This window comes from Pseudomonas sp. PB101 (assembly GCF_009764265.1).
Classification (GTDB): domain Bacteria; phylum Pseudomonadota; class Gammaproteobacteria; order Pseudomonadales; family Pseudomonadaceae; genus Aquipseudomonas.
Genome location: NZ_RWIR01000039.1, coordinates 1 through 23,905 on the forward strand (window position 1 = coordinate 1; position 23,905 = coordinate 23,905).

Sequence of the window (23,905 nt, forward strand, 5' to 3'; positions counted from 1 at the left end):
TGTTCATCCGGGGATTGGCGCGCAGCGCCGTTCGACGCAGTCGAACTCATCGCATGTAGGTGCCAGCGAAGCCAACCGGAGGGCGATGCCCCCGGATGAATGCCGGAGCGAAGGAACGCCGAGCCTAAGCGAGGGGCCGGACGCCAGGGGCGAGCGCTTTTTTTGCTTACTTTTTTTGAGGCGCTTGTTAAAAAAAGTGAGTCGCCGTAAGGGCGAAACCATAAGTCGCCGTTACCGCAGAAACGGATATGTACTCAATCAACCAAGAACCTGGTCGGCCCAAAGGCCGCCAAGGTCAAAGAAGGTCAAAGAAGGTCAAACACCCCCAACACCCCCTCCCCATGCATCTGCCGCAACAACCCCAGACCACCCTCGAAAAACGCCGAAGAGCCAACCTGCCCTGCCTCCACCGCCAACCCTTGCAACTGTTCACGCCCGGTCAACTCCGGAAACTCACCAACACGCAGCAACAACCGCCAAGCCAACGGACTCAACCCGGAAAACCTCACACCCCAGTCCTCATCCCGACGCACCAACAACAACGTCGGCTGATCAGGCAACACATCCGGCTGATAATCCGGTCCAACCTGATGCACCGCCCAGGCATAAGCCAACGGCCAGGCCAAATCCGATACCCGCAACGGCCGATCCAGCAACAACGCCGCATCACCCACAGCCAAAGGCTCGGCATCAGACTGCTGCAAAGCCATTTCCACCCACTCGTAATGCGCCAGCTCCACCATGAACGGCGGCCACGCCCCCTCGTTCAACACCTCAGTCCCGGCCGCGAGAAACTCGACAAACTCCTGAGCAATCTCACCAAATTTCGGCGTGCGGGCGCGGTAGTCCCGCAGAAAGATCCGCACCAGCGAACGCCAATCCTCATCCCCGAGAATCTTCACCAACACCGGAAAAGTGCCACTGAGCAAGGACGACAGGTTGGCGAACACCAGATCGCGGTAAACCTGTGCCCGCACCGGGTCCATCTCGGTGGGTGGCGCGTTGTGCTCAGGGTCGCGCAGGTACAGGCCCATGGCGGTTTGTTGCTGCAAAAGGTTCGACTTATCCACGGTTCAATCCCTCCTGTTGCAGGCGGCGAATGGTCTGCAATTCGGCCACCAGCTCGGCGAATGCCGGAAAGTTGAAATCGCGCTCCAGCAAGGTCGGTTGTGCACCGACCCGCGCATAAGCCTGGGCCAGCAACGACCACACCGCCGGTTTGACCGAAGCGCCATGGGTGTCGATCTTCAAGGTCTCGGACTCGTCGAAATGCCCGGCGATATGCATCGCCACCACCCGGCCCGCATCGATACCCGCGAGAAACGCCTGCGGATCGAAACCGTGGTTGATCGAATTGACGTACACATTGTTGACGTCCAGCAGCAGGTCGCAATCAGCCTCGCGCAACACCGCATTGGTGAACGTCACCTCGTCCATGTCCTGGCGGGGCGCGGCGTAGTAGGAAACGTTTTCCACCGCCAGGCGCCGACCGAGAATGTCCTGGGCCTGACGGATACGCGCGGCGACGTGGTGCACCGCCTCTTCGGTAAACGGCAGCGGCAACAGGTCGTAGAGGTGACCGTCATCGCTGCAATAGCTCAAGTGCTCGCTGTAGAGCGGCACCTTGTAGTGGTCGAGAAAAACCCGCACCTCCTGCAGGAAACCGACGTCCAGCGGCGACGGCCCGCCCAGGGACAGGGACAAGCCATGGCAAGACAACGGATAACGCTCGGCCAGCGCCCGCAGCGCCGCACCGTGGGCGCCGCCGATGCCGATCCAGTTTTCCGGCGCGACTTCGAGAAAATCGAAATGGCCGGCCGGGGCCGCTTGCAGGTCTTTGAGTAAACCGCGACGCAGGCCAAGCCCTGCGCTGGCCTTGGCTACGGGGGGAATGGATGTGTGCATGGTGTCGATCTCGCCAGATGTTCAAGGACGCGAGCCGGTGCCCGCCTTGAGACACAGTTAATCGAAAGGGTGTATCGGGACTGTGTTCGGCTGGGGGCGGAACAAGAGGTCACTGTGTCAGGAAGGGTTCTGGATACAGTGGAATACACGATCCCTGTGGGAGCGGGCTTGCCCGCGATAGCGGCCTTTCAGTGATGGAGATGTTGGCTGACACACTGTCATCGCGGGCAAGCCCGCTCCCACAAGGTTTTGTGTCGAACCAGAAATTGCAGCCAAGGGACTTTCGTCGCGAGAAAAACCAGCTCACAGCCCCCGGACTAAACTTACTGCACACAGGGCCCGCTCAGCGTCCTGCACATTCCCACGACCACCGCCCAGCGGCGAACGCCTCGCCAGACAATGCCCCTGGACCGTGATCCTGCCAAAGGAGCACACGTGATGGACGAGGCCAGACTCAACGATTTCATGGGCAAACTGGTGAATGACATGGGTGGCGCGGCGATGCTCGCCAACGTCATCCTCGGCGAAGAACTCGGCCTGTACCGGGCGATGGCCGACAGCCAGCCGATCACCCCCGAAACCCTTGCCCAGAGAACCGGCTGCAACACCCGCCTGCTGCGTGAGTGGCTCAGCGCCCACGCCGCCTCCGGCTACATGGAACACCGCGACGGCCAGTTCCGCCTTCCGGAGGAACAAGCCCTGGCCCTGGCCATCGAAGATTCACCGGTCTATATCGCCGGAGGCATCGGCGTGGTCGCGTCGTTTTTCCATGACAAGGACAAGCTGGTCAACGCCATGCGCGGCGACGGCGCCCTGCCCTGGGGCGATCACCATCCGTGCATGTTCAGCGGCACCGAACGATTCTTCCGCCCCGGCTACAAAGCCCATTTGATCGCCGAATGGCTACCGGCCCTCGACGGCGTGGTGGCCAAACTCGAAGCCGGGGCCAAAGTGGCGGACATCGGCTGCGGCCATGGCGCCTCGACGGTGATCATGGCCCAGGCGTTTCCGGACTCGCGTTTCGTCGGTTTCGACTACCACGCGCCGTCCGTCACCGTCGCCACCCAGCGCGCCGAAGAAGGCGGCGTGTCCGCACGCGCCCGGTTCTTCCAGGGCAACGCGAAAAGCTACCCCGGCAGCGACTACGACCTGATCTGCTATTTCGACTGCCTGCACGATATGGGCGACCCGGTGGGCGCGGCCAAACATGCCTATGAGTCGTTGAAGGACGACGGCACCGTGCTGCTGGTCGAGCCCTACGCCAATGACTTGCTCGACGACAACATCAACCCGGTCGGACGCCTGTTCTACGCCGCCTCGACCTTCATCTGCACGCCCAACTCGCTGTCCCAGGAAGTCGGCCTCGGCCTCGGCGCCCAGGCCGGCGAAGCGCGGTTGCGCAGGGTGTTCAACGAGGCCGGGTTCACGCAGTTTCGCCGAGCCACGGAAACGCCGTTCAACCTGATACTGGAGGCGCGCAAGTAACCCCCGTAATCCCTGTAGGAGCTGGCTTGCCAGCGATCGCGCAATGTCTGTCGAAAACCCGATCGACCGGACGATCGCCATCGCTGGCAAGCCAGCTCCTACAGGGGACGCGGGCGCCAGATGCTACGCTGCATGCATTCAAGTGCCCCGGGGAGTATTGGACATGCTCGACTGGCAGACCCGCAACCAACTCGACCGCCTCCATCAGCTCATGGCCGATGCGCCGTTTGCGGTGTTGACCGGTGCCGGTATCAGCACACCTTCGGGCATCCCCGATTATCGTGACAACCAGGGCGTGCGCCGGGGCCGGCAGCCGATGATGTACCAGGAGTTCCTTTCGGCCCCCGAATCCCGGCGACGCTACTGGGCGCGGGCGATGCTCGGCTGGCCGCGGGTGCGTCTGGCCCAGCCGAACGAGGCCCACGACAGCCTGGCCCGATTGCAAGGCAGGCGGCAGATCAGCGGGCTCATCACCCAGAACGTCGACACCCTGCACGACCAGGCCGGCAGCCATGACGTGATCGAGTTGCACGGCAGTCTGCACCGGGTGCTGTGCCTGGATTGCGGCCGGCACAGCGAGCGCGATTCGATCCAGCACCTGATGGAAACACAGAATCCGTACCTGGCCGGCATCGATGCGGTGCAGGCACCGGATGGCGACACCCTGCTCGACCCGGCCTTCGAGGCCCGCTTCCAGGTCCCGCATTGCCCGCATTGCGCCGGGGTACGGATGAAACCGGACGTGGTGTTTTTCGGCGAGAACGTCGCTCAGGCCACGGCGGCCAAGGCGATGGCCACTGTGGAAAAGGCCGCGGGATTGCTGGTGGTCGGCTCGTCGCTGATGGCCTATTCGGCGTTTCGCCTGTGCCGGGCGGTGGTGGACCAGGGCAAGCCGTTGATCGCGATCAACCTGGGCAAGACCCGGGCGGATGAGATGCTGGATATGAAGATCGAGGGGTCGTGCGAGCGGTTGTTGCCTTTACTGGCCGAACGCCTGTCTTCCTGACCCCCAAAACCTGTAGGAGCCGGCTTGCTGGCGAAGGGGCCGGTACATCAAACAAAGTTGTTGGCTGACAGACCGCCTTCGCCGGCAAGCCAGCGCCTAAAGGTTCCGTGCAATTCAAGTCAGTCGCTCGCCCAGATTCTCTTCCTTGAGCACATCAAACAACGCCTGCGCCGCCGCCGACAGCTCCCCACCCGGCAAGGTCAGCACCCCCAGCGCCCGCTCCACCACCGGGTCACGCAAGGTGATGCAACGTGCGCCCAGTTCGCGCATCTGCCCGGCGCACAGGGCCGGCACCGCGCTCACGCCCAGGCCACTGGCGACCATGCGCCCGACCGTCGCCAGTTGATGGCTTTCAAACTCCACCGACAACTGCATGCCGCGGGCCTGCAAGTGTTCTTCCAACATGACCCGCACGGTGGAAGGTCGCTGCAAGGTAATGAACGGCTCCTTGAGCAGCGTCTGCCAGTCGATGGCATCGAGTTCGGCCAGCGCCGAATCCAGGGGCACCACCGCGACGAAACGATCGATGTACAGCGGCGTGAATTGCAGAGGTGAACTCATGGTCGGTTCGAACGCCACGCCCAGTTCAACCTGGCGGTCACGGACCATTTCCAGCACTTGCTCGTTGATCACGTCGTTGACCGTCACGTTGACATTCGGATAACGCGCGCGGAAGGTCTTGAGGATCGGCGGCAGCAGGTTGCCGGCGAACGACGGCATCGCCGCCAGGGTCACGCGACCGCGCTGCAAGGTGAAGCGTTGGCGCATTTCATCCTCGACATTGTCCCAGTCGGCGATCAAGCGGCGCGCCAGCGGCAGCAGGGATTCGCCTTCGGCGGTGAGCGCCACGTTGCGCGTGTTACGGGTGAACAGGCGCCCGCCCAAGCCCTCCTCCAGCGCCTTGATGGTCAGGCTCAGGGCCGATTGCGACAGGTGCAGGCGCTCGCAGGCCACGGCAAAGCTCAGGCTCTGGGCCACCGCCAGGAAGGCGCGGATCTGCTTGACTGTCATGGGTCGCTTGGCTCCAGAATGAATGACCACTGAACCCTGTAGGAGCCGGCTTGCCGGCGATAGCGATAGGGCAGGCGAAATCGATGTTGGCCTTATCCGCCGCCATCGCCGGCAAGCCGGCTCCTACAGGTCTGCGTATTTCAGCATTTAATGAGCTTTATCAATCAATCCAATCTAAAAATCAACTTAACAAATGAATCTTACAGCGAGACACTCCATCCCATTCGGCTAGCCAGCCGCCCACAAAGAATAAAAGAGGTGCATATGGCAGGTTTCGACAAGCGCGTGAGTTCCTACGAGGAAGCTCTGGCAGGTCTTGAAGACGGCATGACCGTGATCGCCGGCGGCTTCGGCCTGTGCGGGATCCCGGAGAACCTGATCGCCGAGATCAAGCGCAAGGGCACTCGCGACCTCACCGTGGTCTCCAACAACTGCGGCGTCGACGGTTTCGGCCTCGGCGTGCTGCTGACCGACCGCCAGATCAGCAAAGTGGTGGCGTCCTACGTCGGCGAAAACAAGCTGTTCGAAGAGCAACTGCTCAAGGGCGAAATCGAAGTCATCCTGACCCCGCAAGGCACCCTCGCCGAAAAAATGCGCGCAGGCGGTGCCGGCATCCCGGCCTTCTTCACCGCCACCGGCGTTGGCACTCCGGTTGCCGACGGCAAGGAAGTGCGCGAATTCCATGGCCGCAAGTACCTGATGGAAGAGTCCATCACCGGCGACTTCGCCATCGTCAAAGGCTGGAAAGCCGACCATTTCGGTAACGTGATCTACCGTCACACCGCACAAAACTTCAACCCGCTGGCGGCCACCGCCGGCAAGATCACCGTGGTCGAAGTCGAAGAAATCGTCGAACCCGGCGAGCTGGACCCGGCGCAGATCCACACCCCTGGCATCTACGTCGACCGGATCATCTGCGGCACGTTCGAGAAGCGCATCGAACAGCGCACCGTGCGTAAGTGATCCCCTGCCCCCGGACCGAATGAAGGAATAACGACAATGGCACTTTCCCGCGAACAAATGGCTCAACGCGTCGCCCGCGAAATGCAGGACGGCTTCTACGTGAACCTGGGCATCGGCATTCCGACCCTGGTCGCCAACTACATCCCCGAAGGCATGGAAGTCATGCTGCAGTCGGAAAACGGCCTGCTGGGCATGGGTCCGTTTCCCACCGAAGAAACCATCGATGCCGACATGATCAACGCCGGCAAGCAAACCGTGACCGCGCGCATCGGCGCTTCGATCTTTTCCTCGGCCGAGTCCTTCGCGATGATCCGCGGTGGTCATGTCGACCTGACCGTATTGGGCGCGTTCGAAGTGGACGTGCAAGGCAACATCGCCTCGTGGATGATCCCCGGCAAACTGGTCAAGGGCATGGGCGGCGCGATGGACCTGGTGGCCGGCGCCGACAACATCATCGTGATCATGACCCACGCCTCCAAGGACGGTGAGTCCAAGCTGTTGTCCCAATGCAGCCTGCCACTGACCGGCGCCGGCTGCATCAAGCGCGTGCTGACCGACCTGGCTTACCTGGAAATCGAAAACGGCGCGTTCATTCTGAAAGAACGCGCACCGGGTGTCAGCGTCGAAGAGATCGTCGCCAAGACTGCCGGTAAACTGATCGTGCCGGACCACGTACCGGAAATGCAGTTCGCTGCCCAGTGAGGAATCATTCCATGCAAGAAGTCGTCATTGTTGCCGCCACGCGCACCGCGATCGGCAGCTTCCAGGGCTCGCTCGCCAATGTGTCCGCCGTCGACCTGGGCGCCGCGGTGATCCGCCAGTTGCTGGCGCAGACCGGCCTGGACCCGGCTGAAGTCGACGAAGTGATCATGGGCCAGGTGCTGACCGCCGGCGCCGGGCAGAACCCTGCGCGCCAGGCCGCGATCAAGGCCGGCCTGCCCTTCGCCGTGCCGGCCATGACCCTGAACAAGGTCTGCGGCTCGGGCCTCAAGGCCCTGCACCTGGGCGCCCAGGCGATCCGCTGCGGCGATGCCGAGGTGATTATCGCCGGCGGCCAGGAGAACATGAGCCTGGCCAACTACGTCATGCCCGGTGCCCGCACCGGCCTGCGCATGGGTCACGCGCAAATCGTCGACACCATGATCAGCGATGGCCTGTGGGATGCGTTCAACGATTACCACATGGGCATCACCGCCGAGAACCTGGTCGAGAAGTACAGCCTGACTCGCGAGCAGCAGGATACCTTCGCTGCGGCCTCGCAGCAGAAAGCCGTGGCCGCCATCGAAGCCGGGCGCTTCGTTGATGAAATCACCCCGATCCTGATCCCCCAGCGCAAGGGCGATCCGCTGTCCTTCGCCACCGACGAGCAGCCACGGGCCGGCACCACCGCCGAATCCCTGGGCAAGCTCAAGCCGGCCTTCAAGAAGGACGGTTCGGTGACCGCCGGCAACGCTTCGTCGCTGAACGACGGTGCCGCCGCCGTGATCCTGATGAGCGCCGAAAAGGCCAAGGCCCTCGGCCTGCCGGTACTGGCGAAAATCGCGGCTTACGCCAACGCTGGCGTCGACCCGGCGATCATGGGCATCGGCCCGGTGTCGGCCACTCGCCGCTGCCTGGACAAGGCCGGCTGGAACATCGACCAGTTGGACCTGATCGAAGCCAACGAAGCCTTCGCCGCGCAATCGCTGGCGGTGGCCAAGGACCTGGAATGGGACTTGAACAAGGTCAACGTCAACGGCGGCGCCATCGCCCTGGGTCACCCGATCGGTGCCTCGGGTTGCCGCGTGCTGGTGACCCTGCTGCATGAAATGCTCAAGCGCGACGCCAAAAAAGGCCTCGCCACCCTGTGTATCGGTGGTGGTCAGGGCGTGGCACTGGCGCTCGAACGAGCTTAAAAGCGTTCAACAGACGGCGCGGGGACCCACGAAGATCCGTCGCCGTCTGAAAAAACACCCGGTGCGATGCAAATCGCACCGGGTTCTTTTTTGCCTGCGTTTTTTTCGGCCGAACCGCGTTATCGTTCTTCGCGAGCAGGCTCGCTCCCACAAGGGAACGCGGTCAACTGTGGGAGCGAGCCTGCTCGCGAAGGGGCCAGACCTGTCACCCCAGAAACTGCAGAATCAACCAGCTATTAGCCCCACTGATCACCCCAAACAACCCCCACGCCAGCACCCGTGTCGGCAGCCGGTTCACCAGCGGCCCCATCAATGCGTGATCGTTGGTCATGCGGATCAACGGGTACAACGCGAACGGCAACTGCAAGCTCAACACCACCTGACTCAACACCAGCAACTTGCCGATCGCGTCATCCCCCATCAGCCACACGCCGATGAACGCCGGGATCAGCGCCAGCCCGCGGGTGAGCAGGCGCCGTTGCCAGCAGGGAATGCGCAGGTTGAGGAACCCTTCCATGATCACCTGGCCGGCGATGGTGCCGGTGAAGGTCGAACTCTGCCCTGAAGCGAGCAACGCCACGCCAAACAACACGCTGGCCAAGGCCCCGCCCACCAATGGGTCGAGCAAGTGGTAGGCATCCTGGATGTCCACCACATCGGTGTGCCCGGACTGATGGAAGGCTGCCGCCGCCAGAATCAGGATCGCCGCGTTGACCAGCAGCGCCAGCGCCAGGGAACCGATGGTGTCGATGCGCGCCAGCTTGACCGCGTCCTGCTTGCTGGCCAGGTCCTTGCCGATCAACCGGGTTTGCACGATGGAGGTGTGCAGGTACAGGTTATGCGGCATGACCGTGGCGCCGAGGATGCCGATGGCCAGGTACAGCGGCGCAGCATCGGCAATGGCCGACAGCGAAGGCGTGAAGCCGCGGGCGACGTCCGGCCAGTAAGGTTTGATCAGCAGCAACTCGACAAAAAAACACAGGCCAATGGTCACGACCAGCACCAGCATGATCGCTTCGAGCCGGCGGAACCCGCGGTTCTGCAAAGCCAGCACCAGCAAGGTATCGAACGCCGTCAGGGCGATGCCGAAGGTCAGCGAGCAACCGAGCAACAAATGGAACGCCAGCGCGCAGCCCAGTACCTCGGCGAGGTCAGTGGCGATGATGGAAATCTCCGCGAGAAACCATTGGGTGCGCGCGGTGCGGGTGCTGTAGCGCTCCCGGCACAATTGCGCCAGGTCGCGCCCGGTGGCAATGCCCAGGCGCGAACACAGGCACTGCACCACCATCCCCGCCAGGCTCGCCAGCAGCACCACGAACAGCAGGCTGTAGCCGAACCGCGAACCGGCCTCGATGGCGGTGGCCCAGTTGCCCGGGTCCATGTAGCCGATGGACACCAGCAACCCCGGTCCGGCGAAGCGCAGGACACGTTTGAAGAACGACGCACGCGGGTCGACGGCGACGCTGCCGGCCACTTCCGGCGGGCAAAACGGCGCAGTCGCGGTCTTGGGCAAAAAACTGAATTTCACACGATGATCCATCAACAGGTGGGAAAACTCGCAGGCTGGTGGTGATCATCGCAAAATTCAGCAGCCGCAAAAGCCTCTTTCCTACAATTTCGAGGGATAGCACGTGTGAACCGGTTAAACACGCCACACCTGGGTCCATCGCCAACGCGGCTCCTTGTAGGAGCTGGCTTGTCGGGTCGCCGCATCGCAGCGATGGTCGTTAACGATAACGCGTAAAACCGGATAAAACGCGGCGCATTGGAGTCCATCGCCAGCAAGCCGGCTCCTACAGGTGTTGCGTTATCGGGGTTTGCCGGGATTGCGTGAAGAAGCTTTTATTTTTGTATACAAAATCCAACCAATGCGATGTTACCGTTGCCACCCCACACAGGTCGGAGACATACGCGTGCTGATCCTCAAACTACTGGTCATCCCAGGCTTCCTGCTCCTGATTTCCCTGGCCGGCAAACGCTGGGGGCCGAGCGTGGCCGGTTGGTTGTCGGGGTTGCCGGTGGTGGTCGGGCCGATCCTGTTGTTCCTCGCCTTGGAACAAGGCCAGGCGTTCGCCGCGCAATCGGCCACCGCCGCGCTGTCGGCCATGTTCGCGATGATTGCGTTTTGCGTGACCTACGCCCAGGTCGCACAACGGGCCGGATGGCCGCTGGCGTTGCTGGTCTCGCTGTCGGTCTGGGCGGTGGCGGCGGTTGCCCTGTCGCTGATCCCGCCATCCCTGGTGTTTTCACTGTGCGCCGCTGCGACCGCGCTGCTCGCCGCGCCCTGGCTGTTCCCTGCCGTGCAACCGGTGCTCAGTGGCCCGGCGCCGAAATCCGACAAGCTCCTGCTGCGCATGCTGGCCGGTGCCCTGCTCACCCTGGTCGTGACGCTGCTGGCCAGCACCGTCGGCGACCGCTGGAGCGGCCTGTTGGCGGTGTTCCCGGTATTGGGCAGCGTGATGGCGGTGTTCTCCCAGCAAACCCGTGGCCCGGCCTTCACCGCCGCGTTGCTGCGCGCCACCGCCACCGGCATGTACTCGTTCGCCGCGTTCTGCCTGGTGCTGGCCCTGGCACTGCCGACCATGGGCATGAATGCGTTTGTCCTGGGCGTCGCGGTATCGGTGGCCATGCTGGGCGTGACCAAACGCTTGCTGGCGCGGCCGGTCGGCCCGACGACGGACACTGGAGGAACGGCGATCAAACGCTAAGCTGCATGATGTCATCGGGCCAGGATGTTGCCCGCCTCTTCGCCCTGAAGGAACAGACATGACTGCATCACGCTTGCGCAATGCCCGTTCGGCGACCGCCGTGGGCGTGATTGCGATCTTCCTCTGGTCCTGCCTGGCGTTGTTGACCACCCTCACCGAAGGCATCCCGCCCTTTGAATTGCTGACCTTGAGTTTCGGCGTAGCGTTTGCCGCCAGCCTGATCACCCTCGGCCGCCACGGCCTGGCCGGGTTCAGCAGCTGGCGCCAGCCCTGGGCCGTGTGGGCCACCGGGTTCATCGGCATTTTCGTTTATCACGCGCTGTACTTCTTCGCGCTCAAGGTCGCGCCTGCCGCCGAAGCCAGCCTGATCAATTACCTGTGGCCGTTGATGCTGGTGCTGCTGTCGGCCTTCGCCGCCGGAGAAAAACTGCACAAGCGCCAGGTGCTCGGCGCGGTACTGGGCCTGGCGGGCACGGCGTTCATCATGCAACAACGCGCCACTCACACGGCCGCAACCATGCCGGTCGCCGGATACCTCGCGGCGTTCGGCTGCGCGCTGATCTGGGCCGGCTACTCGGTGTTCAACCGTCGTTTCAGTGCGGTGCCGAGCAGCATCATCGGCGGAATCTGCGGCATGTCGGCCGCCGCCGGGCTGGTCTGTCACCTGGCCTTCGAAACCACGGTGTGGCCCGATTTCAAACAATGGGCGGCGATTGTCGTCCTCGGCCTGGGCCCGGCCGGCCTGGCGTTTTTCGCCTGGGACCACGCCACCAAGCATGGCAACCTGGCGACGCTGGGAGCGTTGTCCTATCTGGCGCCGCTGATTTCGACCTTGCTGCTGATCGTCGTCGGCCATGGCCACGCCAGCCCGATCCTGATCGTGCCGGCGCTGCTGATCATCGCCGGCGCGGTGATTGCCACTGCGCAGGCGCCGGAAAAAGCCCCGGCAACCCGTTCGATCATTTCGCACGAGTAGAACAACTAGCTTGCACGTCAATCGAACGGGTTTGCTTCAACATCAGCCTCAGTTCCAACCCCTACCCGACTGAGGCCTACAACATGAAATTCTTTTTCCACCCTTCGCCGAACCCGATGAAAGTTGCCCTGCTGCTCGAAGAGCTGCAAACGCCCTACGAATTGATTGGCGTCGACACCTTCAAGGGCGAGCAACACCAACCGGCCTTCCTGGCGATCAACCCGAACGCCAAGGTCCCCGCGCTGGTGGATGGCGATGCCACCGTGTTCGATTCCCAGGCGATCCTGCTGCACCTGGCGCAAAAACATCAGCGCTTCGTACCGACGTCCGCCGCCGGCCAGGCCGAGATGCTCTCGTGGTTGATGTTCATCGGCACCGGCCTGTCGCCGTTCTCCGGCCAGGCGGTGCACTTCCTGCACCATGCACCGGAAGATCTGCCCTACGCGAAAAACCGTTACCTCAAGGAAGTCGAGCGCCACTACCGCATCCTCGACGAGCGCCTGGCCAAGCATCAGTACCTGGCCGGCGACACCTACAGCATCGCCGACATCGCACTGTGGGGCTGGGCCAACTACGCGCCGTACATCCTCGGCGAAAACGGCCTGGCGGCCTACCCGAACGTCAAGCGCCTGTTTGATGACATCAGCGCCCGCCCGGCGGCCCAACGCGCCCACGGCCTGAAAGAGCAACTGGTGCTCAAGGCCGAATTCGACGAAGAAACCCGTCGCAACCTGTTCCCGCAAAACTCAGTGACCGCTCGTTAGGCCACGCTGGAATCCATCACAACCTCCATGGGATGATCGCGCCCCCGCGCGTTCTTCCCTGGAGATTCCGATGTCATTGTTGAGTAACAAAGCCCTTGTCCTGCTGTTGATTGCGGCTACCAGCCTGGGGGCTTTGAATGCGCAGGCCGCCACGGCCGTTTCCAGCGATGCGCCCGCGCAAAAAGTCTCGATGCTCGGCGGCAAGTTCACCTTCAACCTGCCCAAGGGTTTCAGCGCCAGCCCGCTGCCCGCCAGCCCTGACGGCGCCAGCGGCACCCTGTACAGCAATGCGACGACCAAGACCGTGGTGATCGCCGCTGAAAACAACCTGCCCAAAGGTGTCAGCGTCAAGGACAACGACGGCGAGTTCCTCGACGGCACCGTGGCCGACTTCGATACGGCGCAACAAAAATCCCTGCCTGACTACAACAAGCTCAGCGAGAAATCCCTGACCCGGCCCACCGGGCTGGGCCTGCGCCAGGTCGACGGCACCGCCACCCAGGGCGGTGGCATGACCCTCACCACCACGCTGATGGCGGCATCCGGCACGCGCATGGCGGTGGTCCAGGTGATTTCCCGTCCCGGCGACATGGCGGCCCATGAAACCCTGATCAAACAGATCGTCAGCGGCAAATAAGGCTCAGGGGTTGAGTCGCTGCAACCAGGCGCTCAAGTCCTGGATCTCCTCGGCGCTGATGTTGTGGCCGACACCGGGATAGGCGTGAAACTCGGGCTCGAGTGACACGCTCTGCAACAGGCTGTTGGCTTCGCTACCGTCGCTGAATGGCAGGCGTTTGTCCTGCTCACCATGACCGATGAAAATCGCCAGCGACTGGCGCTTTTCATCCGGTTTCAGTTCGGCCTTGAGCACCGGCAGAATCCGCCCGCTCAACGCGGCGATCCCGCCCAGTGCTTCGGGATGTCGCAGGCCCACTTCGTAGGACATGATCGCGCCCTGGCTGAAGCCCACCAGGAACACCTTCTCGGGTTCGGTGTGATATTTCTTCGTGGCCTGTGCGACAAAATCCAGCAGCACCTGGCCGCTGGACTTCAGATCATCGGTCTCGCCGTTGTAGGCCCCTTCGCCCTTCTTGCGGAACCACTGATAGCTGCCCGCCTCCATCACCAAAGGTGCCCGCACCGACAGGTAGGTGTAAGTCGCGGGCAAGTCATCCTTGATGCCGAACAGGTCCTGCTCGTTACTGCCGTAGCCGTGGAGGAAAATCACCAGGGGTTGATGGTTCGAATCGGCGTTGGCCTGCTCCAGGTACTTGAGCGGCAGGTCGGTTTGCAGCGGGGTTTGGGCGTGGACGGCGGTGGATGCCAGGAGCGTGAGCAGCGCGAGAATCTTCAACATGGGTCTTCCTTCACTGAATGCAGGATTCGGGGAAGAGCCTAACACTGTGAAGTAAGCAGGAACATCTCAGGCGTGGCTGATGCCGTCATCGCGGGCAAGCCCGCTCCCACAAGGTTCACTCGGCCCTTGTGGGAGCTGGCTTGCCAGCGATGAGGCCCGAACAGACGATGTAGATCCCGGCTCAGTCGTTGATCAACTTGCCCACCCGAATCGGCTCACGCCCGGCAACCTTCGCCTGCCAGGTTCCCGGCTGGGTGTAGCGCCCACGGTCGATGGCGAACAGCACGCCACTGGTCCCCGCCCGCACGGTGGTGACCTTGTCGTTCAACGGGTCGACCACCTCGAACAGCGCATCGCCCTGCTCCACCCACTCCCCGGCCTCGCGCAGGAAACTGACCACGCCGTGATGCGGGGCGAACAGGTATTGGGTGCCTTCGAACGGCATGCCTTCGCAGCATTCGGCCGGTGCCGCAGGCCAGGTGCCGGAGATGAAACCCTGCTCGGCGAGGAAGCCGAGAATGGCCTCGCAATTGGCCTGGGCCTGGTCGACGCGGGTGTCGCCCATGCTGCCCAGCTCCAGGGTGGTCGCCAGGTTGGCCGGTGGAATCGCCGCCGCCGGAAACATCCTCGCCAGGCGCAACCATGGTGAAGAACAGGATTCATCGAACGAGCTGCCGCCGGAATCTTCACACAACAACGCCACGCCGGCCTTCAGGCGCGCCGCCAGGGATTGCCATTGCGGCCAGTGCTGCGGCAAGGCGTAGATGTGGATCGCCGCTTCGAAATCGCAATGCAGGTCGAGGGTGATGTCGGCGTCGCAGGCATGGCGCAGCAACAGGCGGTGCATCGCTTCGAGCTGCGAGGTCGCGGCCGGCAAGTCATCGAGGACCTGGCCCATGGTCTGGCGAATCAGCGCGATGTTGGCCTGGGCATCGCTGCCGAGGCGATCACCGACCCGCTCGGCCACCGGCGCACTGAGTTCGACGAACGAGCGGTTGAAGTTCTTGCCGCTGCCCAGCTCGAAACGCCCCATGTGGCTGCCTTGCAGGTGCTGGTCGAGGCCAATGGGATTGGCCACCGGTACCAGTTCGATCACACCGCTCAACTGTCCCTGTTGTTCAAGTTCGGCCAGGCGCTTCTTCAACTCCCAGGCCGTGCGCATGCCCGGCAGTTCATCGGCGTGCAGGCTGGCCTGGATGTAGACCTTGCGGGCGCCCGCGCCATAACGAAATACGCTGAGGCTGCGTTCGGTGCCCAGGTGGCTCCAAGGCAATGGGTGGTCGATGCGTTGCATGGGGAACTCCGGAAGTCAGAACGGCGAGATCACCTGTGGGAGCGAGCTTGCTCGCGATAGCGGTGGGTCAGTACAACATTATTCGACTGAAGGACCGCTATCGCGAGCAAGCTCGCTCCCACAAAGATCTCCTTACATTAGAAAATGCACAAAAAAAATGGCAACCGCGTCTGACGGTTGCCACTTTTCCGAACGGCTCGCTTACTCGCCGTAAACGTCAAACTTGAAGTACTTGTCCTGCACTTGCTTGTACTTGCCGTTGGCGCGGATGTCGGTGATGGCTTTGTTGAATTGCTCGGCCAGGGCGGTATCGCCCTTGCGCACGGCAATGCCGGCGCCGCCACCGAAGTATTTCGGATCGTTGTACTCAGGGCCGACGAAAGCGAAACCCTTGCCGGCATCGGTTTTCAGGAAACCGTCGTCCAGGTTGACCGAGTCGGCCAACAGCGCGTCAATGCGGCCGGAGACCATGTCCAGGTTGGCTTCCTGCTGGGAGCCGTAGCGCACCAGGACAATCCCCGCCGGTTGCAGCACTTCAGTGGCGAAGCGGTCGTGGGTACTGGCGCGCAGGACACCGACTTTCTTGCCCTTGAGCTCGGTCAGCGGGTCCTTGACGTCGGTGCCTTCCTTCATCACGAAGCGTGCCGGGGTGTGGTAGTACTTGATGGTGAAATCGACGTTCTTCTTGCGGTCGTCAGTGATGGTCATGGACGACAGGATGGCGTCGATTTTCTTGACCTTCAGCGCAGGGATCAGGCCGTCGAACTCTTGCTCGACCCAGGTGCACTTGACCTTCATCTGCTCGCACAGCGCGTCGCCGATGTCCACGTCGAAACCGGTGAGTTTGCCGTCCGGGGTTTTCATCGAGAATGGCGGGTAGCCGGCTTCGATACCGATGCGGATCGGCTTGGCGTCTTCAGCCACGGCGGTCAGGGACAACATCGACAGTGCCAGGGCACCGAACATCACTAGCTTCTTCATTTATAACTCCTGTGTGCGGAGGCTTTTATTGGCAGCTTCGATTGGCAGCGTTCGGTCCTCGCCTCGTGGGCGCAAACCGAAGTGGCCGGCAGTCTAGAGCGGCTACAGGAGGGCAAATTACGTCGAGGCGACAAATATTTATAGAAAAGTGGCGCCGGGAGAGAGGCAGTGCGGTGAACGCGCCATGACGGTGCAAAGTCTGTCAGACAAGGCGCGCTTTGAGTCCCGGCCTACAGGTCTTTCGACTGGCGATACCGGGTGATTTACGGCACATTGAGCCCCCATTCGTCCCATCGAGACTCGCCCGATGCCCACGTTGAACCTGATCCAGCATCACCCCGCCGAAGGTCCGGGCGCGATCGCCGTCTGGGCTGAATCCCGAGGGCTGACGCTGAAGGTGTTTCGCGCCGACCTGGGCCAGTTGCCGCCCGTCAGCGCCGATCCGGTGATCCTGCTGGGCGGGCCTTACGAATCCAATGCCGGCCCGGCCTGGCTGGAAGCCGAACGTCAATGGCTCAAAGGCAGCCTGGATCTGGGTGGCGCCGTGTTCGCCATCTGCCTGGGGGCACAGTTGCTGGCGTTGAGCCTGGGCGGCAATGTGCAGCGCATGGACCGCAGCGAAACCGGCTGGACCTGGGTGAACTTCATCGATGGGCAAACGCTGAAGGTCCTGGAGTGGCACGAAGATGCCATCGACCTGCCGCCTGCCGCGCAACTGCTGGCCAGCAGCGAACACTGCGGCCAACAGATGTACCGCGCCGGGCCGACGCGGTTGGGGTTGCAGTTTCATCCGGAGTGGAACGCCGGGTCGGTGGCGATGCTCAATGCGCATTTTGGTGATGAGTCGCCGTTGCCACGAGGGGCGCAGGATGCTGCGGATTACGCAGCGGTGGCCACATGGTTAGAGGCGACACTGGATGAGTGGTGGGCGGCGGCCTGTAGCTGAAATACATATCTGTGGTGAGGGGATCAGCACTCACATCCGATCGCAGCATTCACCGGGCGCTGCTCGGTGACACTCAACTCAAACCCTTCATCCAGCCAGCCGGTCACGCCGCCGATCATCTCCTTGACCGGATAACCCAGGGCCGCCAGTTTCACTGCCGCCTTGTTCGCGCCGTTGCAATGTGGCCCGGCGCAATAGACCACGAACAGGCTGTTTTTCGGATAACCGGCCAGACCTTCGGCGGTCAGCAAACGCCCTGGGATGTTGAGCGCTCCCGGCACATGACCGCGCTCGAACGCCAGCGGGCCACGCACATCCAGCAGGACGAAATCGACTTCACCACTCTGCTGGCTGGCGTGGACGTCGGAACAATCGGTTTCGAACGTCAGGCGGTTGCTGAAATGCATCAGGGCAATGGCCGATGGGGCGGCGGGAATTTCGCGAACCAGACTGGTCATGCTGTGTACTCCAAGGTATCGGTGGGTGTAGGAAGACTTTATCCGCCAGCCACTTGCGGCTAAAGTGGCGCACAAGACACTCACCGGGAACTTTCCGCCAAATGCAGCCCACACCAGGCACCGTCGCGATTCTGGCCTACGACGGCCTCTGTACGTTCGAGTTCGGCATTGCCGTGGAGATCTTCGGCCTGCCACGCCCCGAGTTCGATTTCCCGTGGTACGAGCATCGTATCGTCGCCGTCGATCAAGGCCCGATGCGCGCCATGGGCGGCATCCAGGTACTGGCCGACGGCGGCATGGAATTGCTCGCCGATGCCCGCACCATCATCATTCCCGGCTGGCGCGACCGCAGCGCCACGGTGCCGGCAGAACTGATCGCCGCCCTGCGCCAGGCCCATGCGCGGGGCGCGCGGTTGCTGTCGATCTGCTCCGGTGTTTTCGTCCTCGCCGCCACCGGCTTGCTCGACGGGCGCGGTGCGACCACGCACTGGCGCTACACCTCGGAACTGGCCGAGCGGTTTCCCGGGATCCTGGTGGACCCGGACGTGCTGTATGTCGATTCCGGCCAATTGATCACCTCCGCCGGCAGCGCGGCCGGCATCGATGCCTGCCTGCATCTGGTGGCGCGGGATTTCGGTACGCAGGTGGCCAATTGTGTGGCCCGGCGCCTGGTCATGTCACCGCAACGCAGCGGAGGCCAGGCGCAGTTCATTCCGACGCCGGTCAGCCCCACACCGCGCAGCGATCTGTCGCGCGTCATGCAGTGGGCACGCGAGCGTTTGCACGAACCGCTGGAGGTGCGCGACCTGGCCAGCGAAGCCGCCATGAGCGAACGCACCTTCCTGCGCCGCTTCAGCGAAGCCAGCGGACAGTCACCGAAAACCTGGTTGCAACACGAACGTTTGGGCCGCGCACGTGAACTGCTGGAAAGCAGCGACCAGAACACCGAGCAGATTGCCGAACGTTGCGGTTATCGCTCGGTGGAAAGCTTCCGGGTGGCGTTTCGCACGGTGGTCGGGGTGCCGCCTTCGGTGTATCGGGAGCGGTTCGGGCGTGGTGCCCCTGCTGGTTTTTGAGGCGCTCTCGAGGGCCTCTTCGCTGGCAAGCCAGCTCCCACAGGGTTCGCGTAAGTCCTGTGGGAGCTGGCTTGCCAGCGATGGCGTCAGCCCGGTCACCGATTGATCACGGCTTGCGCAATAGATAGGTATCCATGATCCAGCCATTGGCCAGCCGCGCCGCCTTGCGCACCCGTTCGATGTCATCCGCCACATCCCTGAGCTTGCCGCTGATGAGGATTTCATCCGCCGTCCCCAGGTAGGCCCCCCAGTAAATCTCGGTGTCCTGATCCACCACCTGACGGTAGGCATCCTGCGCATCGAGCATCACCACCAGGCTGTCGGCATCGCTCACCTGCCCCGCCGCCAGACGCCGGCCCGTGGTGATTTCAACGGAACGGCCGATCTGGTTGAGCGGCACCTTGTGTTGTGCCGCCAAGGCCTGGACGCAGGTAATGCCGGGGATGACCTCGAACTCGAACGCGCAGGCGCCCGAGGCCTGGATCGCCTGAAGAATGCGAAGGGTGCTGTCGTACAGCGCGGGGTCGCCCCATACCAGAAAACCACCACACTGGCCGTCGGACAGTTCCTCGTTGATCAGCCGTTCGAAGGTCTGCTGCCTGGCCAGGTTCAAGTCGTCGACACTGCTCCTGTAGTCCACCTCACCGCGCTCGCGCTCCGGGCTGTGGGCTTCGACAAAACGGTAAGCGGGGTCGGTGATGTAGCGTTCGCAGATTTCGCGCCGCAGTTCGATGAGCTTGTCCTTGCTCTCGCCCTTGTCCATGAGAAAAAACACGTCGACCCGATTCAGCGCCTTCACCGCTTGCATCGTGATGTAGTCGGGATTGCCGGCACCGATGCCGATGACCAGGAGTTTTTTCATCACAGCGGCTCCTCAAAGTCGGTGCCCGGCAAGCGCAGCCGCCAGCGGCCATGGAAACTCAACTCGACCGTTGCCAGGGGCTCGACGTCGATCAGGCTGGACGATGCGCCCTGCAACACGTGCGTCAGCGCGGCACGGATGACAAAGGGATGGGTGATGGCAACGATGTGCCCCGGCTGCAACGTTGTCAGCCACGCGCCCAGCCGTTCCTCGAGTTGCAGCACCGACTCGCCACCGTGGGGTGCCGAAGCCGGATCCGCCATCCAATGCTGGAGCTCCTCGGCCTGGGTCTTTTGCAGCTCGTTGATGCGCACACCGGCCCATCGTCCGAAGTCGCAGTCCTTCAGCGCATCGACAATCTGCGGCGCGCTGCCGAACAGTTCGGCGGTTTGCCGGGTGCGCAACTCCGGACCACAAACAAGCCGGGGAGTCCCCTTGAACTGCTTGCAACGGGAAAGCCTGTGCGCTTGCCAATCCATTTCCAGAGGTTCGTCCAAGGCAAATCGCGCCAATTTCCAGGCGACGGTTCGAGCGTGGCAAATCAGGGTTAAACGGGTCGCCTGCACCGGCAATCACTCTATGAATGGAAAGGAACGACAGCGTCAGGTGAACGCCATGACGCAATTGTGCCGCAAGAAAGCAGGGTCCGGGGGCGTTTAGTTTCCCGGTAGATTTTCTGATATCGCTGACGGCAAACCGGGCAATGACCTACACGCTTTTGCGAGATCGGCGTAGGCCCTTTCCATAGACCTTTCGCCCCATTTTTGGGCACGTCCCAAGCTCGCAAAAATTAACTAGACAGGCAGTGCGCGATAATTAAATACTTCTTTCAACGGATTGTTGAAGCATGTACCACACTCATCCAGCAGGAGCCCGGATGCCCTTTCCCCAACACCCGATCAATGCACCTGGCCAGGCATCGCCTTCGGCCGAACCGTCCGCTCCCCGTTTAATGCGGTCCAGCACAAGCAGCATCTGAATAGAAAAAGAGTGGCGCCTGGCAACGATCAGACGACCACCGATTCATGTGTGGAAAAAACCGACAGTGATAGTCAGGTTCGGCACAAAACGCCGGATCGTTTGATACAGGAGTGTCTCCATGCTGGTCTTGCGTCCAGTCGAGTCAGCCGACCTGCCCCAGTTGCAGAAGCTCGCTCGTGAAAGCCTCGTGGGCGTCACCTCCCTGCCCGACGACAGCGAACGGTTGCGCGAAAAGATCCTCGATTCCCGAGCCTCGTTCGAGAAGAACGTCGAGGCCCATGGCCCGGAAAACTATTTTTTTGTGCTCGAAGACCTGACCACGCAACAACTGGTCGGATGTTCGGAGATCCTCGCCACGGCCGGGCACAGCGAGCCGTTCTACAGCCTGCGCAACCGCCACTTCACCAGTGCCTCCAGGGAACTGAACATCGAGCACGGTGTACCGGCCTTGTCGTTGTGCCACGACCTCAACGGCCATACCCTGCTGCGCGGTTTCCATATCGATGCCGCGCATGTACGCAGCGCGCATTCCGAACTGCTGTCGCGGGCGCGCCTGTTGTTCATCGCCGCCCACGCCCGGCGCTTCTCCGAAACACTGATCACCGAGATCGTCGGTTACAGCAGTGACGAAGGCCACTCACCCTTTTGGGATGCCGTGGGCAAGCATTTCTTCGACCTGCCCTACGTCGAGGCCGAACGGTTGTGTGGCCTGCAGAGCCGCACCTTTCTCGCCGAACTGATGCCGCAGTATCCGATCTACGTGCCGATGCTGCCGCAGGCGGCACAGGACTGCATCGGCAGCATCCATCCCGACGGCCAGGAAGCCTTCGACATCCTTGAACGTGAAGGCTTCGAAACCAACAGCTACATCGACCTGTTCGATGGCGGGCCGACGCTGTATGCACGCACATCGGCCATTCGTTCAATCGCCCACAGCCAGTGCGCCGTCACGCGCACTGGCGCGGTGATCGATGCCCGGGGCAGCTATCTGGTGAGCAACGAGTGCCTGGAGGATTATCGGGCCATCGTCGCCGATCTTGATTACATCGCCGGGCAACCGGTGACCCTGGACGCAGTCATGTGCAAGGCGCTGAAGGTCACCGAAGGCAGCCCGATCAGGCTGATCGCTCTGTGAATGCACGCCGCCGTCAACGCCAACGCCCGAACACGCGCGAACAAGGAACAGCCGCATGATTGTCCGTCCGGTCCAGATCACCGACCTGCCCGCCTTGTTCACGCTGGCACGTCAGGCCAGTCCCGGACTCACCAGCCTGCCGGCCGACGAGGAACACCTGGCCTACCGGATCCGCTGGGCCCAACGCGCCTTCGCCGGACAGGTCGATCGGGCCGATGCCGATTATCTGTTCGTGCTCGAGGACGATGACCAGCAAGTGGTGGGCGTCAGCGCCCTCAAGGGTGGCGTCGGCCTGCGCGAGCCCTGGTACAACTACCGGGTGGGCCTGACGGTCAGCGCTTGCGCGGACCTGGGTATCCAGCGCCAGATCCAGACCCTGTTCCCGAGCAATGAATTGACCGGGCAATCGGAAGTCTGCTCGTTGTACCTGCGCCCCGATCAGCGCCAGGGCAGCAACGGCCGTTTGCTTTCCCTCGGGCGCTTGTTGTTTGTGGCCGAGTTTACCCAGCTGTTCGGCAGCCGGCTCATTGCCGAACTGCGCGGCCGTGCCGACGAACGAGGTGGCTCGCCGTTCTGGGACAGCCTCGGCCGGCATTTTTACAAGATGGACTTTTGCCACGCCGATCACTTGTCCGGGCTGGGCAGCAAATCCTTCATCGCCGAACTGATGCCGCGCCAGCCGCTGTACACCTGCCTGCTGACCGAACAGGCGCAGGCGGTGATCGGCAAGGCCCACCCCAATACCGAACCGGCCCGGAAAATCCTCAGCGCCGAAGGTTTTGCCCATCAGGGCTACATCGATATCTTCGACGGCGGGCCGGTCATTGAAGCCCCGGTCAGCGATATCCGCACCGTGCGCGACAGCCAGGCGCTGCTACTGGCCATTGGCTCGGCGGACGCTGACGATCCGCTCTGGCTGATTCACAATCGCCGCCTGGAAAACTGCCGCATTACCTGTGCCCCGGCCCGACAGGTGGGCAACTGCCTGGTGGTCGATCGCCTGACCGCCAAGCGCTTGCAGCTGCAACCCGGCGACCTGGTTCGCGCCGTGACGCTGCTCAATCGGCGGCAACAGGCCGTGGCGGCGTGACCTGGCAGGTCCATTGTTGCGACGTCAATCGGCCTAACCCAGCAAATTCGTCATCATTCTCCCGCCGCGCGCGTGATAGCCTTTTATTCCTTCGGCGTTGACACTTTTGCTCAAGCCCTTCCATTCCATTGGTGGAACTCATATGTCCAGGCTTTCCCATCAAGATTTGCGCCGCAATTTTCGCCAACTGTTCGCCTCTGACGCCTGCTATCACACGGCCTCGGTGTTCGACCCGATGTCGGCGCGCATCGCCGCCGACCTGGGCTTCGAAGTCGGGATCCTTGGCGGTTCGGTCGCCTCGCTGCAGGTGCTGGGCGCTCCCGACTTTGCCCTGATCACCCTCAGCGAATTCGCCGAACAGGCCACGCGCATCGGCCGTGTCGCCCAGTTGCCGGTGATCGCCGACGCCGACCACGGCTACGGCAACGCGCTCAACGTCATGCGCACCATCGTCGAACTGGAACGCGCCGGCGTCGCCGCGCTGACCATCGAAGACACCCTTCTGCCCGCGCAGTTCGGCCGTAAATCCACCGACCTGATCACGGTCGCCGAAGGCGTCGGCAAGATCCGCGCGGCACTCGAAGCCCGCTGCGACAAGGAAATGGCGATCATCGCCCGCACCCACGCGGGAATTCTGCCGGTGCAGGAAATCATCAGTCGCACCCGCCAATACCAGCAAGCCGGCGCCGACGGCATCTGCATGGTGGGCGTCAAGGACTTCGACCATCTGGAGCAGATCGCCGAGCACCTGAGCGTGCCACTGATGCTGGTGACCTACGGCAACCCGCTGCTGCGTGACGACAAGCGCCTGGCTGAACTGGGCGTGCGCGTGACCATCGACGGCCATGGCGCGTACTTCGCCGCGATCAAGGCGACCTACGACAGCCTGCGCGAGCAACGCCAGATCCTCACCCAGACGTCGGACCTGAGCGCGACCGAGCTGACCCACACCTACACGCAGCCGGAGGAATACATCCGCTACGCGGAAGAATTCATGAGCGTGAAGGAGTGA

Annotated in this window: 24 protein-coding genes; 14 read left to right on the forward strand and 10 right to left on the reverse strand. The window is 62.5% G+C overall.

Annotated elements, in window-relative coordinates; all coding sequences use genetic code 11:
- Positions 1 to 305 precede the first annotated feature (305 nt).
- Entirely contained in the window at positions 306 to 1,070 is a 765-nt protein-coding gene (locus EI969_RS11885; protein ID WP_160387973.1) for a putative DNA-binding domain-containing protein, read from the reverse strand.
- A complete protein-coding gene (locus tag EI969_RS11890; RefSeq protein WP_160387974.1) occupies positions 1,063 to 1,905 on the reverse strand; it encodes a DUF692 domain-containing protein in 843 nt (280 codons plus the stop codon). The genes EI969_RS11885 and EI969_RS11890 overlap by 8 nt, the downstream gene beginning before the upstream one ends.
- Positions 1,906 to 2,343: 438 nt before the next feature.
- Between EI969_RS11890 and EI969_RS11895 the strand changes: the two genes are divergently transcribed.
- Together EI969_RS11895 and EI969_RS11900 are read left to right on the forward strand one after the other, a co-directional pair.
- The gene (locus tag EI969_RS11895) at positions 2,344 to 3,390 is read left to right on the forward strand and encodes a class I SAM-dependent methyltransferase (RefSeq protein ID WP_160387975.1); all 1,047 of its coding nucleotides are present in this window, start codon (positions 2,344 to 2,346) and stop codon (positions 3,388 to 3,390) included.
- Between the two features lie 163 nt (positions 3,391 to 3,553).
- Positions 3,554 to 4,396, forward strand: a complete 843-nt coding sequence (locus EI969_RS11900; RefSeq protein ID WP_160387976.1) for an NAD-dependent protein deacetylase — start codon at positions 3,554 to 3,556, stop codon at positions 4,394 to 4,396.
- A gap of 114 nt (positions 4,397 to 4,510) precedes the next feature.
- On the opposite strand, the gene EI969_RS11905 is transcribed toward EI969_RS11900, so the two are convergent.
- Positions 4,511 to 5,407 carry a LysR family transcriptional regulator gene (locus EI969_RS11905; RefSeq protein ID WP_160387977.1) on the reverse strand — a complete coding sequence of 299 codons (897 nt, stop codon included), beginning with the start codon at positions 5,405 to 5,407 and terminating at the stop codon, positions 4,511 to 4,513.
- 264 nt (positions 5,408 to 5,671) lie between these two features.
- On the opposite strand from EI969_RS11905, the gene EI969_RS11910 reads away from it, so the two are divergent.
- Genes EI969_RS11910 through EI969_RS11920 form a run of 3 tightly spaced genes read left to right on the forward strand, consistent with a single transcriptional unit; the run spans position 5,672 to position 8,265 of the window.
- Complete coding sequence (locus tag EI969_RS11910) at positions 5,672 to 6,370, forward strand: CoA transferase subunit A (protein WP_110662269.1); 699 nt, start codon at positions 5,672 to 5,674, stop codon at positions 6,368 to 6,370.
- A 36-nt stretch (positions 6,371 to 6,406) separates the two neighbouring features.
- The gene (locus EI969_RS11915) at positions 6,407 to 7,072 is read left to right on the forward strand and encodes a CoA transferase subunit B (protein WP_057399619.1); all 666 of its coding nucleotides are present in this window, start codon (positions 6,407 to 6,409) and stop codon (positions 7,070 to 7,072) included.
- Between the two features lie 11 nt (positions 7,073 to 7,083).
- Entirely contained in the window at positions 7,084 to 8,265 is a 1,182-nt protein-coding gene (locus EI969_RS11920) for an acetyl-CoA C-acetyltransferase (RefSeq protein ID WP_160387978.1), read from the forward strand.
- Positions 8,266 to 8,470: 205 nt separating this feature from the next.
- Here EI969_RS11920 and EI969_RS11925 read toward each other — a convergent pair whose 3' ends face one another.
- On the reverse strand, positions 8,471 to 9,793 hold the full coding sequence (locus tag EI969_RS11925; protein WP_160387979.1) for an Nramp family divalent metal transporter: 1,323 nt from the start codon (positions 9,791 to 9,793) through the stop codon (positions 8,471 to 8,473).
- Positions 9,794 to 10,178: 385 nt separating this feature from the next.
- On the opposite strand from EI969_RS11925, the gene EI969_RS11930 reads away from it, so the two are divergent.
- From EI969_RS11930 to EI969_RS11945, 4 genes are all read left to right on the forward strand, one after another.
- On the forward strand, positions 10,179 to 10,973 hold the full coding sequence (locus tag EI969_RS11930) for a hypothetical protein (RefSeq protein WP_160387980.1): 795 nt from the start codon (positions 10,179 to 10,181) through the stop codon (positions 10,971 to 10,973).
- 58 nt (positions 10,974 to 11,031) lie between these two features.
- Positions 11,032 to 11,949: a DMT family transporter gene (locus EI969_RS11935; RefSeq protein WP_160387981.1), complete on the forward strand. Its 918-nt coding sequence runs from the start codon at positions 11,032 to 11,034 to the stop codon at positions 11,947 to 11,949.
- An 83-nt stretch (positions 11,950 to 12,032) separates the two neighbouring features.
- On the forward strand, positions 12,033 to 12,713 hold the full coding sequence (locus EI969_RS11940) for a glutathione S-transferase family protein (RefSeq protein ID WP_160387982.1): 681 nt from the start codon (positions 12,033 to 12,035) through the stop codon (positions 12,711 to 12,713).
- 70 nt (positions 12,714 to 12,783) lie between these two features.
- The gene (locus tag EI969_RS11945) at positions 12,784 to 13,350 is read left to right on the forward strand and encodes a hypothetical protein (protein ID WP_160387983.1); all 567 of its coding nucleotides are present in this window, start codon (positions 12,784 to 12,786) and stop codon (positions 13,348 to 13,350) included.
- 3 nt (positions 13,351 to 13,353) lie between these two features.
- On the opposite strand, the gene EI969_RS11950 is transcribed toward EI969_RS11945, so the two are convergent.
- The 3 genes from EI969_RS11950 to EI969_RS11960 form a co-directional block, all read right to left on the reverse strand.
- The gene (locus EI969_RS11950) at positions 13,354 to 14,070 is read right to left on the reverse strand and encodes an alpha/beta hydrolase (RefSeq protein ID WP_160387984.1); all 717 of its coding nucleotides are present in this window, start codon (positions 14,068 to 14,070) and stop codon (positions 13,354 to 13,356) included.
- A 181-nt stretch (positions 14,071 to 14,251) separates the two neighbouring features.
- Positions 14,252 to 15,364: a M14 family metallopeptidase gene (locus EI969_RS11955; RefSeq protein WP_160387985.1), complete on the reverse strand. Its 1,113-nt coding sequence runs from the start codon at positions 15,362 to 15,364 to the stop codon at positions 14,252 to 14,254.
- A 201-nt stretch (positions 15,365 to 15,565) separates the two neighbouring features.
- Entirely contained in the window at positions 15,566 to 16,345 is a 780-nt protein-coding gene (locus tag EI969_RS11960) for an ABC transporter substrate-binding protein (RefSeq protein WP_160387986.1), read from the reverse strand.
- A gap of 307 nt (positions 16,346 to 16,652) precedes the next feature.
- Here EI969_RS11960 and EI969_RS11965 point away from each other — a divergent pair, with 307 nt between their 5' ends.
- Complete coding sequence (locus tag EI969_RS11965; protein ID WP_160387987.1) at positions 16,653 to 17,291, forward strand: type 1 glutamine amidotransferase; 639 nt, start codon at positions 16,653 to 16,655, stop codon at positions 17,289 to 17,291.
- Between the two features lie 23 nt (positions 17,292 to 17,314).
- On the opposite strand, the gene EI969_RS11970 is transcribed toward EI969_RS11965, so the two are convergent.
- Positions 17,315 to 17,749, reverse strand: coding sequence for a rhodanese-like domain-containing protein (locus tag EI969_RS11970; protein ID WP_160387988.1), 435 nt, complete (start codon positions 17,747 to 17,749; stop codon positions 17,315 to 17,317).
- A gap of 101 nt (positions 17,750 to 17,850) precedes the next feature.
- On the opposite strand from EI969_RS11970, the gene ftrA reads away from it, so the two are divergent.
- Entirely contained in the window at positions 17,851 to 18,825 is a 975-nt protein-coding gene (gene ftrA / locus EI969_RS11975; RefSeq protein WP_160387989.1) for a transcriptional regulator FtrA, read from the forward strand.
- A 106-nt stretch (positions 18,826 to 18,931) separates the two neighbouring features.
- Here ftrA and cobF read toward each other — a convergent pair whose 3' ends face one another.
- Both cobF and EI969_RS11985 read right to left on the reverse strand, forming a co-directional pair.
- A complete protein-coding gene (gene cobF / locus EI969_RS11980; protein WP_160387990.1) occupies positions 18,932 to 19,687 on the reverse strand; it encodes a precorrin-6A synthase (deacetylating) in 756 nt (251 codons plus the stop codon).
- Positions 19,687 to 20,253 (reverse strand): histidine phosphatase family protein, encoded by a 567-nt coding sequence (locus EI969_RS11985; protein WP_160387991.1) that lies wholly within the window; start codon positions 20,251 to 20,253, stop codon positions 19,687 to 19,689. The genes cobF and EI969_RS11985 overlap by 1 nt, the downstream gene beginning before the upstream one ends.
- A gap of 533 nt (positions 20,254 to 20,786) precedes the next feature.
- Here EI969_RS11985 and EI969_RS11990 point away from each other — a divergent pair.
- The 3 genes from EI969_RS11990 to EI969_RS12000 all read left to right on the forward strand — a co-directional run bounded on the left by EI969_RS11990 (position 20,787) and on the right by EI969_RS12000 (position 23,905).
- On the forward strand, positions 20,787 to 21,803 hold the full coding sequence (locus EI969_RS11990; protein WP_160387992.1) for an arginine N-succinyltransferase: 1,017 nt from the start codon (positions 20,787 to 20,789) through the stop codon (positions 21,801 to 21,803).
- Positions 21,804 to 21,858: 55 nt separating this feature from the next.
- Positions 21,859 to 22,893, forward strand: coding sequence for an arginine N-succinyltransferase (astA, locus tag EI969_RS11995; RefSeq protein ID WP_160387993.1), 1,035 nt, complete (start codon positions 21,859 to 21,861; stop codon positions 22,891 to 22,893).
- Between the two features lie 142 nt (positions 22,894 to 23,035).
- A complete protein-coding gene (locus EI969_RS12000; RefSeq protein ID WP_160387994.1) occupies positions 23,036 to 23,905 on the forward strand; it encodes an oxaloacetate decarboxylase in 870 nt (289 codons plus the stop codon).